Raw genomic sequence first — 15,224 nt, 5'->3', positions numbered from 1 at the left:
ATAAAAAATTCGTAGCGGCAGAAGCTGAATGCTCGTATAAATACAATAATAAAACATCGTTTCAAAAAGGTATCGATCATGATTATTGGCAACATCCACTCTTTGCAATCCTGGCTGCCGGAAGAGCTGCGTCTGGCAATTGAGCACGTTAAACAACACATCACCCCAGAAACGCCACTTGGGAAGCATGATATCGACGGCAACCGCCTGTTTATGCTGGTTTCTGAAGATTCAACACAGCCTATCGAAGATCGCCCTGCGGAATTCCACCAGCGCTATCTGGACATTCAGATTGTGATGGGGGGCCAGGAAGGGATGACGTTTAGCTGTCTGCCTGCAGGGACGCCTGAGACTGACTGGTTGGCGGAGAAAGACATCGCCTTCCTGCCAGAAGGCGTGCAGGAAAAGACGGTCATCTTAAATGAAGGGGATTTCGTGGTGTTCTATCCGGGCGAAGTTCACAAGCCACTGTGCGCGGTGGGCAAACCCGCACCAGTACGTAAGGTTGTCGTGAAGATGTTGATGGGGTAGTCCTTCAGGTGTCGGGTGGCGCAGCGTCACCCGACAATTAACATCTCAACTCTGAACCAACGTCGCAACCATCACCGCTTTAATGGTATGCATACGGTTTTCAGCCTGATCAAAAACCACGCTGTTTGGTGATTCAAACACCTCGTCCGTGACTTCCATGCCACCGTGCAGGCCATATTGTTCCGCCATTTTTTTGCCAAGCGTCGTTTGGTCGTCGTGGAATGCTGGCAGACAGTGGAGGAATTTCACGTCAGGATTGCCGGTTAGTGCCAACATTGCACGATTGACCTGATAATCCCGTAACAGATTGATACGCTCCGCCCAAATCTCTTTAGGCTCGCCCATCGACACCCACACATCGGTATAAATGAAATCGGCACCTTTTACGCCCGCAGCAATATCTTCTGTCAGGGTGATGCTCCCACCGTTGTGCTCAGCTTGAGCCTGGCATTCTGTGACCAGTTTTTCATCCGGCCAACAGGCCTTCGGCGCTACAAGGCGCAAATTCAACCCAGTCAACGCGGCAGCTTCCAACATCGAATTGCCCATGTTATTACGCGCATCGCCAGCATAAACCAGCGTCATCTGCTGGAAGGTTTTGCCTGGCATGTGTTCTTGCATGGTCAGCAAATCCGCCAGTAATTGCGTCGGGTGAAACTCATTGGTCAGCCCGTTCCAGACAGGAACGCTGGCATACTGCGCCAGGGTTTCAACGATTTCCTGGCCAAACCCGCGATACTGAATGCCATCGTACATCCGGCCTAATACGCGAGCAGTATCCTTAATTGATTCTTTATGCCCAATTTGGCTTCCGCTTGGGCCGAGATAAGTCACTCGCGCACCCTGGTCAAATGCGGCAACTTCGAAAGAGCACCTCGTACGAGTCGAGTCTTTTTCGAAGATGAGCGCAATATTCTTACCAGTAAGATGCTGAATCTCAGTGCCTTTTTTCTTGTCGTTTTTCAGTTTTGCAGACAGGGCGAGCAATTCTTTAAGTTGTGCAGGGGTGAAATCCAATAATTTTAGAAAATGCTTTTGATAGAAATGACTCATATTTTCCTCTCATGGCATAAGCCGACAATTGAATACAAATTCAATTTATATGTATATATATTCATTTGCAACCCCGAAAGTAAAATCTTTATCGGGAAAGGTGGAGGCAAACTCAGCCGTGTGTGAAAATAGAAGTATCTGTCTACAAAATTGAGGAAAGGGCCATGGCAAATCCAGAACTGCTGGAAGAGCAGCGCGAAGAGACGCGTTTGATTATTGAAGAATTATTGGAAGACGGCAGCGACCCTGACGCGCTGTACACTATCGAGCATCACCTTTCCGCAGACGATTTCGAAACTCTTGAAAAAGCCGCTGTTGAAGCATTCAAAATGGGTTACGAAGTCACTGACCCAGAAGAGCTGGAAGTGGAAGAAGGCGACACGGTTATCTGCTGTGACGTGCTGAGCGAATGTGCGCTGAAAGCCGAACTGCTGGACGAGCAGGTTGAACAACTGCTGAACCTCGCCGAGAAATTCGGTGTGGACTATGACGGTTGGGGCACTTACTTCGAAGACCCGAACGGTGAAGAGGGTGACGATGAAGGTGACGACGATTTAGTCGATGAAGACGACGACGGCGTACGCCACTAATCTCTTCTATGCAGCGGCGCAATGCCGCTGCATATCAAGGATCAATAACGACCAATTATGAATTACCCACAAATCCTCTCTCCGGTACTCAATTTCCTGCATTGCCCAACGCCTGACGCCTGGATTGAAAAAGCCCGACAGCCAGAGCATTTGCCACTGTTGCTGACAGACCATCTGGTGTGCGAACTCAAAGCGGCGCAAACGGCTATGTTTTTGATTCGTAAATATGTCGCGGATAAAAATAGTGCCCAGGCGCTACTCGACTGGCTAAAGCCCTACGAAGATTTCGCCTTCCGTGAAGGCAGAGAACCGGATTTTGTCGCACTGCATAAAAGCCTGAGCAAAAGTGTGATGCCCAAAACGGCGAACGCCTGGGGCCAGCAACTTATCGATAGCATGGTGTTGTTGATTAAAGAGGAGCTGCACCACTTCTGGCAGGTGCGCGAGATTATGCTCGCCCGCAACATTCCCTATGTGAAAATCACCGCCAGCCGCTATGCCAAAGCGCTGCTGAGCGAAACGCGGACCCACGAGCCGGTGATGTTGGTGGATAAATTGATTTGTGGTGCGTATATCGAGGCGCGTTCATGTGAGCGGTTTGCCGCACTCGCGCCGCATCTGGATGATGAGCTACAGAAATTCTATTTGTCGCTGCTGCGTTCAGAAGCCCGTCATTATCAGGACTATTTAGCTTTAGCGGAAAAGATCGCCGGTGGGGATATCAGCTCCCGAGTGCGTTTCTTCGGCGAGGTTGAAGCGGCGTTAATTAGCAGCCCGGACAGCGATTTTCGTTTTCACAGCGGCGTACCAGCCGCTTAAAGCGCAAGAGCTAAAGCTTTTGCGGCACATCCGCCTGTCGGAGATCAACGAGTCTCCCCTGACAATCGCTTAAGGCTTGAACAGCAACACGCTTATCGCTAAGGTAAGCGCGTTTTTTACCTTCCTGGAAAATATCATGGTAACCATCGCCCTTATTGACGACCACCTTATCGTCCGCTCCGGCTTTGCTCAGCTGTTGGGGTTGGAGCCGGATTTTCAGATTGTGGTTGAGTTTGGTTCCGGGCGCGAAGCCTTGGCCGGACTGCCTGGGCGTGGTGTACAGGTGTGTATTTGCGACATCTCGATGCCAGATATTTCCGGGCTGGAACTGCTCGCCCAACTGCCAAAAGGCATGGCGACCATTATGCTGTCGGTGCACGACAGCCCGGCGCTGGTGGAGCAGGCTTTAAACGCCGGTGCGCGCGGATTCCTGTCAAAACGCTGTAGCCCGGATGAGCTGATTGCCGCCGTTCATACGGTGGCGACGGGCGGCTGCTATCTGACGTCTGATATCGCCATCAAACTGGCGGCCGGACGGCAGGACCCGTTAACCAAACGCGAACGTCAGGTGGCGGAAAAACTCGCCCAGGGCATGGCAGTCAAAGAAATCGCCACTGAGCTTGGGCTGTCGCCAAAGACGGTTCACGTCCATCGCGCCAATCTGATGGAAAAACTCGGCGTCAGTAACGACGTCGGGCTGGCTCACCGTCTGTTTGACGGATGGTGATGCAACCCTTTTTATCCCGGCTTATCTCCGTGGTCGCCAGCTTTTTTATCTTCTCTGCTGCGTGGTTTTGCCTGTGGAGCATCAGCCTGCACCTGGTGGAACGGCCCGAGCTGGCAGTTCTGCTCTTTCCCTTCGGCCTGCGCTTAGGGCTGATGCTGCAATGCCCGCGCGGCTACTGGCCCGTATTACTCGGGGCGGAGTGGCTGATGCTTGGCTGGCTGGCGCAGGAAGTGGCGCTGGCACATCTTCCGTTGTTAATGATTGGCGGCGTACTAACCCTCCTGCCGGTCGCGCTGATTTCCCGCTACCGCCATCAACGTGACTGGCGCACCTTACTCCGTCAGGGCGGGGCGTTGATTGCCGCTGCGTTGTTACAGTCGCTGCCGTGGATCGGGCAAGGGCAGGAGACGCTGAGCGCGTTGCTGATAACGCTGACCGGCGGGCTAACCCTGGCTCCAACCTGCCTCGTCATCTGGCACTATCTCACCAGCACCGTCTGGCAGCCGCTGGGGCCGGGACTGGTTTCACAGCCGGTAAACTGGCGCGCCCGCCACCTTATCTGGTACCTGTTGCTGTTTGTGGTCAGCCTGTGGTTGCAGCTTGGGTTACCTGACGAGTTGTCTCGCTTTACGCCGTTCTGCCTGGCGTTGCCGATTATTGCCCTGGCCTGGCACTACGGCTGGCAGGGCGCGTTGATCGCGACGCTGATGAATGCGATTGCGCTGATCGCCAGCCAAACCTGGCACGATCATCCGGTGGATCTGCTGCTCTCGCTGCTGGCGCAAAGCCTGACCGGGTTGCTGCTGGGGGCGGGGATCCAGCGCCTGCGCGAGCTTAACCAATCCCTGCAAACTGAGCTTGCGCGCAACCGCCGCCTTGCTGAACGGCTGCTGGAAACTGAAGAGAGCGTGCGGCGAGAAGTGGCGCGCGAACTACATGATGACATCGGCCAGACCATTACCGCGATTCGTACCCAGGCGGGTATTGTGCAACGCCTGGCTCCGGGTAATGAAGGGGTGAGAATGGGTGGGACGCACATCGAACAGTTATCCCTTGGGATTTATGATTCGGTACGCCGCCTGCTGGGAAGGCTGCGTCCACGTCAGTTGGATGATTTATCTCTGGAGCAGGCGATTCGTTCGCTGATGCGTGAAATGGAGCTGGAAGGCCGTGGGATGGTGAGCCACCTCGACTGGCAAATCGATGAGCCGCAGCTGAGCGAAAGCCAGCGCGTTACGCTATTTCGCGTGTGCCAGGAAGGGCTGAACAACATTGTGAAACATGCCAGCGCCAGCGCGGTAACGATTCAGGGCTGGCAGCAGGACGAACGGCTGATGTTGGTGATTGAAGATGATGGCAGTGGCCTGCCGCCCGATTCGGGGCAGCAAGGTTTTGGCCTGGCAGGCATGCGCGAACGCGTGACGGCGCTCGGCGGAACCCTCGCTATTTCCTGTACTCATGGCACGCGCGTCAGCGTCAGTTTGCCAAAGCGATACGCATAAGGGCTGACGATGTTCACTTTCCTGAAAGTCCCCCCGGCGGCGAGCCCAATCAGCGATAAAGCTGAAATTGACGCGCGCTATAGCTACTGGCGTCGGCACATTCTGGTCACCATCTGGCTGGGTTATGCGCTGTTTTATTTCACCCGTAAAAGTTTTAACGCCGCCGCCCCGGAAATCCTCGCCAGCGGCGTAATGGCGCGTACCGATATCGGCCTGTTGGCGACGCTGTTTTACATCACTTATGGGTTGTCGAAATTTTTCTCCGGCATCGTCAGTGACCGCTCAAACGCCCGTTATTTCATGGGATTAGGGTTGATCGCTACCGGCGTTGTTAACATCCTTTTCGGTTTCTCCACTTCCCTTTGGGCATTTGCTTTGCTGTGGGTGTTGAATGCCTTCTTCCAGGGCTGGGGCTCGCCGGTGTGTGCCCGTTTGCTGACGGCATGGTACTCCCGGACTGAACGCGGCGGCTGGTGGGCGGTATGGAATACCGCGCATAACGTAGGCGGGGCGCTGATCCCGATGGTGGTTGGTGCTGCGGCGCTGCATTACGGTTGGCGTGCGGGAATGATGATCGCCGGTTCGCTGGCTATTTTAGCTGGGCTATTTCTCTGTTGGCGTCTGCGCGATCGCCCGCAAACTGTTGGCTTGCCGCCGATAGGCGACTGGCGGCACGACGAGCTGGAAATCGCCCAGCAGCAGGAAGGAGCAGGGCTGACGCGCCGGGAAATCCTCTACAAATACGTGCTGGGGAATCCCTATATCTGGCTGCTGTCACTGTGCTATGTACTGGTCTACGTGGTGCGGGCGGCGATCAACGACTGGGGGAACCTCTACATGTCAGAGACCCTGGGTGTGGATCTGGTCACGGCCAACTCGGCGGTAACGATGTTTGAGCTGGGTGGGTTTATCGGCGCACTGGTGGCTGGCTGGGGCTCGGATAAACTATTCAACGGTAACCGTGGGCCGATGAACCTGATATTTGCCGCCGGAATATTGCTCTCTGTCGGCTCGCTGTGGCTGATGCCCTTTGCCAGCTATGTGATGCAGGCTACCTGCTTTTTCACCACCGGTTTCTTTGTGTTTGGCCCGCAGATGTTGATTGGCATGGCAGCGGCGGAGTGCTCACACAAAGAGGCGGCGGGGGCCGCTACCGGCTTTGTTGGCCTGTTCGCTTACCTCGGCGCGTCTCTCTCCGGCTGGCCGTTGGCGCAGGTTATCGACATCTGGCACTGGAATGGTTTCTTCGCGGTAATCGCTATCGCAGCGGGGATCTCTGCGCTGCTGTTACTCCCGTTCCTTAATGCCCAGTCCCCACAGGCCCGTCGCGAAGCGTGATACATCTCACCTTTTTACCCGGAATAACGCAAAACTAAGAAATTTTCCAGGTTTCTCCTGGAAGCCATCTCAGGCCAAAGTCGCTGCTGATTTTTACAATGCCTGCTATCACGCAGGTTTTTAAATCAGGAGTAATCCATGCTGGCCTTATTAAACCAGGTGCGCAAGCCGACCCTGGATCTGCCGCTCGATGTGCGGCGCAAGATGTGGTTCAAACCGTTCATGCAGTCTTACCTGGTGGTCTTTATCGGCTACCTGACCATGTATCTGATCCGTAAGAACTTCAACATCGCGCAGAACGATATGATCTCTACCTACGGGCTGAGCATGACGCAGCTGGGGATGATCGGCCTGGGCTTCTCCATCACCTACGGCGTGGGTAAAACCCTGGTTTCCTACTATGCGGATGGCAAAAACACTAAGCAGTTCCTGCCGTTTATGCTGATCCTCTCCGCGATCTGTATGTTGGGCTTTAGCGCCAGCATGGGGACGGGTTCGGTCAGCCTGTTTATGATGATCGCTTTCTACGCCCTGAGCGGCTTTTTCCAGAGCGCGGGTGGCTCATGCAGTTACTCCACCATCACCAAATGGACGCCTCGCCGCAAGCGCGGAACCTACCTGGGGCTGTGGAATATCTCCCATAACCTGGGCGGTGCCGGTGCTGCAGGTGTGGCACTGTTTGGTGCGAACGTCCTGTTCGACGGCCACGTCATTGGCATGTTTATCTTCCCGTCCATTATCGCGCTGATTGTTGGTTTTATTGGTCTGCGATATGGCAGCGACTCCCCTGAATCCTACGGCCTGGGCAAAGCGGAAGAGCTGTTCAGCGAAGAGCTCAGTGAAGAAGATAAAGAGACTGAAGACGAGTCGATGACCAAATGGCAAATCTTCGTGGAGTACGTGCTGAAGAACAAAGTCATCTGGCTGCTGTGCTTCTCCAACATCTTCCTCTACGTGGTGCGTATCGGTATCGATCAGTGGTCTACGGTATACGCCTTCCAGGAGCTGAAGCTTTCCAAGGAAGTGGCGATTCAGGGCTTTACCCTGTTTGAAGTGGGCGCGTTGGTCGGCACGTTGCTGTGGGGCTGGTTATCGGATCTGGCGAACGGTCGCCGTGCGCTGGTCGCCTGTGTTGCGCTGGCATTAATCATCGCGACACTCGGCGTTTATCAGCACGCCAGTAATCAGTATGTTTACCTGGCATCGTTGTTCGCGCTGGGCTTCCTGGTGTTTGGCCCGCAGTTGCTGATTGGTGTGGCGGCGGTCGGATTCGTTCCGAAAAAAGCCATCGGTGCGGCTGATGGTATCAAAGGAACTTTCGCTTATCTGATCGGCGACAGCTTCGCTAAGTTGGGGTTGGGAATGATCGCCGACGGTACGCCAATCTTTGGCCTGACCGGCTGGGCAGGGACTTTCGCCGCGCTGGATGCAGCGGCAATTGGCTGCATCGTGCTGATGGCGATGGTCGCAGTGATGGAAGAACGCAAAATTCGCCGTGATAAACGCATTCAGCGTTTAGCGACTCGCTAAAAAGTTGAAGGGTTTGCTGGATCTGGGATCCAGCAAACCCGTTTTAAGAAGGTTACAGAGACTTAATCATCCGCACTTCACAATCCACATGCCCTGTGCAACCCAACGGCTCAGAGATGTGTTCAAAGCCTAAACGTTCATAGAGCGCGATAGCTTCTGTCAGAAACGCCGTAGTTTCCAGATAGCAACGCTTAAAACCTTCTTCGCGGGCATAATCCATCGCCTGTATTGCCAGGCGTTTTGCTAGCCCTTTACCGCGCACGACCGGCAGGAAATACATTTTCTGCAATTCACAAATATCCGGCTCGCTGCAAGTTAACGGCGCGACGCCACCACCACCAACCACTTTGCCGTCCAGTTCTACAATCCAGAAAGCATGCCCGGGCTGGCTATAAACCTGGAACAATTCATCCAAATTAGGATCAGCTACGGTATAGCCTTTGTCGGCAGTTAAGCCGTATTCAGCGGAAACTTCACGAATAACACGGGCGATAGCCGGATTGTCGTGGGCGGTTATCCGGCGCAGAGCGATTTCAACCGGAGCAGCAAGATTCATAGCGTGACTCATTGATGAAGGGGTAAAGACAGCTCATTCTAATACCACTGCGAAACTTAACAAGCAAGTTTCTAAAATGTTTTGTAGTTCCCGTTTCGGAGTATTTAGAGCGTGTAAATTATGATTCTATACTCATTGGCAAGTACCGTTATATCAATAATCAAAAAGTAAATGGATTCATTTCTTAAGGAAATCTATGTCTGATCAGCAGGGTTGTATAGAAAACAATTATTCACGAAGAATAATATTTCGTGGAACAGGTAAGGGGTATTTTTTAATATTGTTTGTAAATCTATTGTTAATGATGGTAACGCTTGGCATCTTTACGCCATGGGCATTTGTTCGATCGAAACGCTATTTATATAGCAATACTGAATTGTCAGGTTCCAGGTTTTCTTATACTGCGACCGGAAGATCGATATTGGTAAGCTGGTTGTGCCTGTTTGTTTATATATTCGCAACAGAAGCAGCGCTACTTCGCGGGAGTTCTTCTCTGGCATTGTGTCTTATCTCTCTACTGCTGCTGTTTTTACCATATTTGATTATTCAAAGTATTCGCTACCAAATGCAATCTACCACGCTTAATGGCGTGCGTTTTAATTTTCAATTTAATGGCTTAAAAGCATGGTGGGTGATGATTGGGTGCCCATTATTAATGCTCGCGGCTCTTGTTTTTATTTGTGGCATTATTTCTTCCATCAGTTTTTCGGCGATGTCTTTTGATATGTCGAAAGTAATGATGACAATGGCAGTGTCTTTCATCATCGGTGTTATGGGGGTCGGTGTTGTTCAGGGTGTAACGGTTGGGTTGTGGCTTAACTTATTTTTTAATGGTTTGAGCTTTGGGACGCAAAATTTCGCGGCTCAAGTGAGCGTAAAAAAATGCATTCTGATTTGCTTTGCCAGTATGCTTATCTTGATTCCTTTTTTAATTTTAGCAATGGCTCTGTTTTTACCCGATTGCATCAATATAATTTCTGTCGCGATGATGGGTGATATAGAAAAAGTAATGACTAGCGAGGCAATGAAAAACTTACAAAATACTATTATTTTATGTTATGTCATTTATCTGGTTGGTGCACTGATTTGCTTTAGTTACCTTGTTGTCACCCTTAGAAATTATTATGTCAATACTGTAGTGCTGGGTGAAAAAATTGCTTTTCGCTCAACGCTAACCCTTAGTGGATTCATTGGCCAATTAATTGTCAATATTTTGATTACGGTTTGTACTTTCGGCATTGGCTACCCTTGGGCACGAATCCGCTATTGTCATTATCTGGCCAATAACACTTGGGTTGACGGTGATTTAGATTCTCTGAATCTGGAGGATCATGAGGATAAAATTGCCACAGATATTGTGAGCCGTCTTTCTCGTGGCCTGGTACCAAATATTAGCTTGTAGCCATAAAAAAAGCCGGGAAAATTCCCGGCCTTTTAACTTTCAGCAAATCCAATTACAGCGCGGCAATCACAGCCTGCTGCTCAATCAGTTTCGCTTTTGCATCGGCGAAAGCCACCATGCGCTCACGCTCTTTAGCCACCACGTCAGCGGGTGCACGTGCGACAAAACCTTCGTTGGACAACTTGCCTTCGATTTTGCCAATCTCGATTTCGATCTTCGCAACTTCTTTAGCCAGACGCTCAATTTCAGCGGCTTTGTCGACCAGGCCTGCCATTGGGATCAGCAGTTCTGCGCCGTCGATAATTTTGGTCACGGAAACCGGACCTTTATCATCAGCCGGCAGCAGGGTGATGCTTTCCAGACGTGCCAGGTTTTGCAGGAAGGTACGGTTCGCGTTTACGCGACGTTCCGCTTCTGCACTCACGTTACGCAGCAGCACTTCCAGCGGTTTGCCCGGAGCAATGTTCATCTCAGCACGAATGTTACGCACTGCGGTGATGGCCTGCTTCAGCCACTCGGTATCAGAGAACGCAGCTTCGTCGTCCTGAGCGCTGTTATACGCCGGGAACGGTTGCAGCATGATGGTATCGTCGGTGATGCCTTTGAAGGTTTTCACACGCTGCCAGATGGTTTCCGTGATGAATGGAATGATTGGATGCGCAAGACGCAGCAAACCTTCCAGCACGTTGATCAGCGTATTACGCGTGCCGCGCAGTTCCGCCTCACTACCGCTGTTCATGACCGGTTTGGTCAGCTCCAGATACCAGTCACAGAACTGGTTCCAGGTGAATTCATACAGAATATTGGCCGCGATATCAAAGCGATAGGTGTCCAGCGCTTCACGGTATGCCTTCACTGTGCGGTTGAATTCCGCCAGAATCCAGCGGTCTGCCAGCGACAGAACCATTTCGCCGCCGTTAAAGCCGCAATCCTGGTCTTCGGTATTCATCATCACGAAACGGCTGGCGTTCCACAGCTTGTTACAGAAGTTGCGATAACCTTCCAGGCGCTTCATGTCCCAGTTGATGTCGCGACCCGTAGAGGCCAACGCTGCCAGCGTAAAGCGCAATGCATCGGTGCCGTGCGGCTCGATACCGTTCGGGAATTGCTTCTCGGTGCGTTTGCGGATTTTCTCAGCCAACTGCGGCTGCATCATGTTACCGGTACGCTTCTCAAGCAGGTCTTCCAGGGAAATACCGTCAACCATATCCAGTGGATCGATAACGTTACCCTTGGACTTAGACATTTTCTGCCCTTCGTCATCACGGATAAGACCGGTCATGTAAACGGTTTTAAACGGAACCTGTGGCTTGCCGTCTTCATCTTTGATGAAGTGCATGGTCAGCATGATCATGCGCGCAATCCAGAAGAAGATGATGTCGAAGCCGCTGACCATCACGCTGGTCGGGTGGAAGGTGCGCAGCGCTTCGGTATTCTCAGGCCAGCCTAACGTGGAGAACGTCCACAGACCGGAAGAGAACCAGGTATCCAGAACGTCTTCATCCTGGTTCAGCGCAACGTCGTCGCCCAGGTTATTTTCTGCACGGACTTCCGCTTCGTTACGGCCAACGTAGACGTTGCCATTGGCATCGTACCAGGCCGGGATGCGGTGACCCCACCAAAGCTGACGTGAAATACACCAGTCCTGAATATCGCGCATCCAGGAGAAGTACATGTTTTCGTATTGCTTCGGCACGAACTGAATGTCGCCCTGCTCAACAGCTTCAACTGCAACTTTCGCCAGTGGAGCTGTGCGCACGTACCATTGGTCAGTCAGCATCGGTTCGATAACCACGCCGCCACGGTCGCCGTAAGGAACTGTCAGATCGTGTGGTTTGATCTCTTCCAAAAGACCCATTTCTTCGAACGCAGCAACGACTGCTTTACGTGCGGCAAAACGTTCCAGTTTCTGGAACTGAGCGGGGATCCCGTTTTCGTAAACGGTAGATTCTTCACCGTTGGTATCAAACACTTCTGCAGCTTCACGGATATCACCGTCGAAGGTCAGGATGTTGATCATTGGAAGCTGGTGACGACGACCCACTTCGTAGTCGTTAAAGTCGTGCGCAGGCGTGATTTTCACACAGCCGGTGCCTTTTTCCATGTCAGCGTGTTCGTCGCCAACAATAGGAATGAGACGGTTAACCAGCGGCAGCACCACGAATTTACCGATCAAATCTTTATAACGTGGATCTTCCGGGTTCACAGCCACGCCAGTGTCACCGAGCACGGTTTCTGGACGAGTGGTAGCAACAACCAGGTAATCTTTGCCGTCAGCGGTTTTCGCGCCGTCAGCCAGCGGATAACGCAGGTGCCACATAGAACCTTTGGACTCGCGGTTTTCTACTTCCAGATCGGAGATAGCGGTACGCAGTTTCGGGTCCCAGTTTACCAGGCGCTTGCCGCGATAAATCAGGTCTTCTTTGTACAGGCGAACGAACACTTCTTTCACCGCGTTGGACAGACCTTCGTCCATGGTGAAGCGTTCGCGCTCCCAATCTACGGAGTTGCCAAGACGACGCATCTGACGGGTGATGGTGCCACCAGACTCTGCCTTCCACTGCCAGATTTTCTCGATAAACGCATCGCGACCGTAGTCGTGGCGTGTTTTACCTTCTTCGGCGGCAATTTTGCGCTCTACGACCATCTGGGTCGCGATGCCGGCGTGGTCAGTCCCCGCCTGCCACAGGGTGTTTTTACCCTGCATGCGCTGGTAACGAATCATGGTGTCCATGATCGTCTGCTGGAAGGCGTGACCCATATGCAAGCTGCCGGTAACGTTCGGCGGCGGGATCATGATGCAGAAGCTTTCCTGGCTGGTGTCGCCATTTGGCTTAAAGTAGCCCTGCTGTTCCCAGTGCTCGTAAAGCGGCTGTTCGATATCTTGCGGGTTATATGTCTTTTCCATTGTCTGCTATGTCGTTCCCGGCGGGGTATGAGTCGCCGTAGTCAAGTGGAAACCAGCAACGCGATACGCCTTGTAGCGATCACGGGCCAGTTGTTTCTGGGATTCTTCGTAAGGTACGAAGTCTATCACTTCATGGAAAGCGGTGGCAAAATCTGCAAACTGCGGCAAAAGGCTAATCAGTAAATCGCGTGGTGAACTACCACGTCGCTGCGGCCAGGCCAATTCTACCGGAGCACCATAACGTGGGCCTTCACCGGCAAGATTATGCGGTACAAACGCGTGTGCGTCGCGCTGCCAAAGTGCTTCATCCAGACGGATAGCTTGTTGTTCATCAACACAAGCAATCAGCAGGCGTTTCCCTGCGCGAAAGCTTTCTGCCGCCAGTTCACACACCAACGCTTCAACGGCATTCAACTCCCCGGAGGGTGTGTCGTTGTCGAGCAGGTAGAACGTCGCGTTTTTCATTTGTTTCGCATCTTTAGAATCATGAGTTTCCCCTCATCCCGGCCTTCTCCCAAAGGAGAAAACCGAATGACGCCCTCACCCTAACCCTCTCCCCCAGGAGAGGGGACTTTCTTTGCTCCCTCACCTTTGAGGGGGAGGGGACTTTCTTTACTCCCTCTCCCTTGAGGGAGAGGGCCGGGGTGAGGGGGATTTCGTCGTTAATCTTCGCCGTTAAACCCTGAACGATTTAACAGGAATTGTGACAGTAACGCCACTGGACGGCCGGTCGCACCTTTGGCTTTACCTGAACGCCAGGCCGTACCTGCGATATCCAGGTGAGCCCAGTTGTACTTGCGGGTAAAGCGTGACAGGAAGCAAGCCGCAGTAATTGCGCCACCAGGACGGCCACCAATGTTTGCCATATCAGCAAAATTGGAGTCCAGCTGATCCTGGTATTCATCGGCGATTGGCAGACGCCACGCACGGTCACCGGCTTGTTCAGATGCGCCGATCAGTTCGTGTGCCAGCGGGTTGTGGTTAGACATCAAACCGGTGATGTGGTGACCCAAAGCAATCACACATGCGCCGGTCAGTGTTGCCACATCGATAACCACATCTGGCTCGAAGCGCTCAACATAGGTCAGCACGTCACACAATACCAAACGGCCTTCTGCGTCAGTGTTGAGCACTTCTACAGTTTGACCAGACATCGTGGTCAGCACGTCACCCGGGCGATAAGCACGTCCGCCAGGCATGTTCTCACAGCCCGCCAGCACGCCAATCACGTTAATCGGCAAGTTAAGTTCTGCAACCATGCGCATAACGCCGTACACAGAAGCGGCACCGCACATGTCGTATTTCATCTCATCCATGCCTTCGGCAGGTTTGATGGAAATACCGCCGGAGTCGAACGTCAGGCCTTTACCGACCAGCACGATTGGACGTACATCTGGTGAGTTATTACCTTTGTATTCGATGACAGACATCAGTGATTCGTTCTGGGAACCATCACCTACTGCGAGGTAGGAGTGCATGCCCAGCTCTTTCATCTGCTGCTCACCGATAACGCGAGTGACAACGTTTTTGCTGAAAGAATCTGCAAGCTGACGCGCCTGAGAGGCCAGGTATGCTGCGTTACAGATATTAGGTGGCATATTGCCAAGATCTTTTGCCGCTTTAATACCGGCAGCAATGGCCAGACCATGCTGAATGGCACGCTCGCCGCTCGTCAGTTCGCGACGGGTTGGCACGTTAAAGACCATTTTACGCAGCGGACGACGTGGCTCGCTTTTGTTGGTCTTTAACTGATCGAAGCTATACAAAGACTCTTTTGCCGTTTCCACTGCCTGGCGTACTTTCCAGTAAGTGTTACGACCTTTAACGTGCAGTTCGGTCAGGAAGCAAACGGCTTCCATCGAGCCAGTATCATTTAGAGTATTGATCGTTTTCTGGATAACTTGCTTATACTGACGCTCATCCAGTTCACGCTCTTTGCCACACCCAATCAGCAGAATGCGCTCTGAAAGCACGTTCGGAACATGGTGAAGCAATAAAGTTTGACCGGGTTTTCCCTCAAGCTCACCACGGCGCAATAAGGCGCTGATGTAGCCATCGCTGATTTTATCGAGTTGTTCGGCGACCGGGGACAGGCGACGCGGTTCAAAGACTCCCACAACGATGCAGGCACTACGCTGTTTCTCGGGGCTACCGCTTTTTACACTGAACTCCATGCACTACGCTCCTGAATCTTAAAGACAACAACGGTGGCTACAGCTAGAATTGCAAGCTTTCGTAACTCATGTCCGCGGTTGCGATGACTTCGTG

13 protein-coding genes are annotated in these 15,224 nt (G+C 52.4%); 8 read left to right on the top strand and 5 right to left on the bottom strand.

The annotated features are described in order from the left end of the window. Positions 1–78: 78 nt before the first annotated feature. Positions 79–531 (top strand): YhcH/YjgK/YiaL family protein, encoded by a 453-nt coding sequence (locus BSPA111_RS08670; protein WP_183270758.1) that lies wholly within the window; start codon positions 79–81, stop codon positions 529–531. A 45-nt stretch (positions 532–576) separates the two neighbouring features. On the opposite strand, the gene argF is transcribed toward BSPA111_RS08670, so the two are convergent. Beyond that, positions 577–1,584, bottom strand: a complete 1,008-nt coding sequence (argF, locus tag BSPA111_RS08665; RefSeq protein ID WP_183270757.1) for an ornithine carbamoyltransferase — start codon at positions 1,582–1,584, stop codon at positions 577–579. Between the two features lie 164 nt (positions 1,585–1,748). Between argF and rraB the strand changes: the two genes are divergently transcribed. From rraB to uhpT, 6 genes are all read left to right on the top strand, one after another. Further along, positions 1,749–2,174 carry a ribonuclease E inhibitor RraB gene (gene rraB, locus BSPA111_RS08660; RefSeq protein WP_183270756.1) on the top strand — a complete coding sequence of 142 codons (426 nt, stop codon included), beginning with the start codon at positions 1,749–1,751 and terminating at the stop codon, positions 2,172–2,174. A 57-nt stretch (positions 2,175–2,231) separates the two neighbouring features. Then, the gene (locus BSPA111_RS08655; protein ID WP_183270755.1) at positions 2,232–2,993 is read left to right on the top strand and encodes a tRNA isopentenyl-2-thiomethyl-A-37 hydroxylase MiaE; all 762 of its coding nucleotides are present in this window, start codon (positions 2,232–2,234) and stop codon (positions 2,991–2,993) included. A gap of 136 nt (positions 2,994–3,129) precedes the next feature. Next, positions 3,130–3,720 (top strand): transcriptional regulator UhpA, encoded by a 591-nt coding sequence (gene uhpA / locus BSPA111_RS08650; RefSeq protein ID WP_183270754.1) that lies wholly within the window; start codon positions 3,130–3,132, stop codon positions 3,718–3,720. Beyond that, positions 3,720–5,222 (top strand): signal transduction histidine-protein kinase/phosphatase UhpB, encoded by a 1,503-nt coding sequence (gene uhpB, locus BSPA111_RS08645; protein ID WP_183270753.1) that lies wholly within the window; start codon positions 3,720–3,722, stop codon positions 5,220–5,222. The genes uhpA and uhpB overlap by 1 nt, the downstream gene beginning before the upstream one ends. 9 nt (positions 5,223–5,231) lie before the next feature. Beyond that, positions 5,232–6,560: an MFS transporter gene (locus BSPA111_RS08640; protein WP_183270752.1), complete on the top strand. Its 1,329-nt coding sequence runs from the start codon at positions 5,232–5,234 to the stop codon at positions 6,558–6,560. A 138-nt stretch (positions 6,561–6,698) separates the two neighbouring features. Further along, a complete protein-coding gene (uhpT, locus tag BSPA111_RS08635; RefSeq protein ID WP_183270751.1) occupies positions 6,699–8,090 on the top strand; it encodes a hexose-6-phosphate:phosphate antiporter in 1,392 nt (463 codons plus the stop codon). A gap of 52 nt (positions 8,091–8,142) precedes the next feature. Here uhpT and BSPA111_RS08630 read toward each other — a convergent pair whose 3' ends face one another. Then, positions 8,143–8,646, bottom strand: coding sequence for a GNAT family N-acetyltransferase (locus BSPA111_RS08630; protein ID WP_183270750.1), 504 nt, complete (start codon positions 8,644–8,646; stop codon positions 8,143–8,145). A gap of 196 nt (positions 8,647–8,842) precedes the next feature. Here BSPA111_RS08630 and BSPA111_RS08625 point away from each other — a divergent pair, with 196 nt between their 5' ends. Beyond that, positions 8,843–10,048: a YjgN family protein gene (locus tag BSPA111_RS08625; RefSeq protein WP_183270749.1), complete on the top strand. Its 1,206-nt coding sequence runs from the start codon at positions 8,843–8,845 to the stop codon at positions 10,046–10,048. A 52-nt stretch (positions 10,049–10,100) separates the two neighbouring features. On the opposite strand, the gene BSPA111_RS08620 is transcribed toward BSPA111_RS08625, so the two are convergent. The 3 genes from BSPA111_RS08620 to pepA all read right to left on the bottom strand — a co-directional run bounded on the left by BSPA111_RS08620 (position 10,101) and on the right by pepA (position 15,130). After that, positions 10,101–12,956, bottom strand: a complete 2,856-nt coding sequence (locus BSPA111_RS08620; protein ID WP_183270748.1) for a valine--tRNA ligase — start codon at positions 12,954–12,956, stop codon at positions 10,101–10,103. 6 nt (positions 12,957–12,962) lie between these two features. After that, positions 12,963–13,421, bottom strand: a complete 459-nt coding sequence (locus BSPA111_RS08615; RefSeq protein WP_183270747.1) for a DNA polymerase III subunit chi — start codon at positions 13,419–13,421, stop codon at positions 12,963–12,965. 197 nt (positions 13,422–13,618) lie between these two features. Continuing rightward, positions 13,619–15,130: a leucyl aminopeptidase gene (pepA, locus tag BSPA111_RS08610; RefSeq protein WP_183270746.1), complete on the bottom strand. Its 1,512-nt coding sequence runs from the start codon at positions 15,128–15,130 to the stop codon at positions 13,619–13,621. Positions 15,131–15,224: the final 94 nt, after the last annotated feature.

This window comes from Buttiauxella sp. A111 (genome assembly GCF_014189855.1).
GTDB lineage: Bacteria > Pseudomonadota > Gammaproteobacteria > Enterobacterales > Enterobacteriaceae > Buttiauxella > Buttiauxella selenatireducens.
This window is presented reverse-complemented; position numbering and strand designations above follow the sequence as displayed.

Coding starts and splice junctions, on each gene's coding strand:
- BSPA111_RS08670 (WP_183270758.1), top strand. CDS start 79: ATGATTATTGGCAACATCCACTCTTTGCAATCCTGGCTGCCGGAAGAG.
- argF (WP_183270757.1), bottom strand. CDS start 1,584: ATGAGTCATTTCTATCAAAAGCATTTTCTAAAATTATTGGATTTCACC.
- rraB (WP_183270756.1), top strand. CDS start 1,749: ATGGCAAATCCAGAACTGCTGGAAGAGCAGCGCGAAGAGACGCGTTTG.
- BSPA111_RS08655 (WP_183270755.1), top strand. CDS start 2,232: ATGAATTACCCACAAATCCTCTCTCCGGTACTCAATTTCCTGCATTGC.
- uhpA (WP_183270754.1), top strand. CDS start 3,130: ATGGTAACCATCGCCCTTATTGACGACCACCTTATCGTCCGCTCCGGC.
- uhpB (WP_183270753.1), top strand. CDS start 3,720: ATGCAACCCTTTTTATCCCGGCTTATCTCCGTGGTCGCCAGCTTTTTT.
- BSPA111_RS08640 (WP_183270752.1), top strand. CDS start 5,232: ATGTTCACTTTCCTGAAAGTCCCCCCGGCGGCGAGCCCAATCAGCGAT.
- uhpT (WP_183270751.1), top strand. CDS start 6,699: ATGCTGGCCTTATTAAACCAGGTGCGCAAGCCGACCCTGGATCTGCCG.
- BSPA111_RS08630 (WP_183270750.1), bottom strand. CDS start 8,646: ATGAATCTTGCTGCTCCGGTTGAAATCGCTCTGCGCCGGATAACCGCC.
- BSPA111_RS08625 (WP_183270749.1), top strand. CDS start 8,843: ATGTCTGATCAGCAGGGTTGTATAGAAAACAATTATTCACGAAGAATA.
- BSPA111_RS08620 (WP_183270748.1), bottom strand. CDS start 12,956: ATGGAAAAGACATATAACCCGCAAGATATCGAACAGCCGCTTTACGAG.
- BSPA111_RS08615 (WP_183270747.1), bottom strand. CDS start 13,421: ATGAAAAACGCGACGTTCTACCTGCTCGACAACGACACACCCTCCGGG.
- pepA (WP_183270746.1), bottom strand. CDS start 15,130: ATGGAGTTCAGTGTAAAAAGCGGTAGCCCCGAGAAACAGCGTAGTGCC.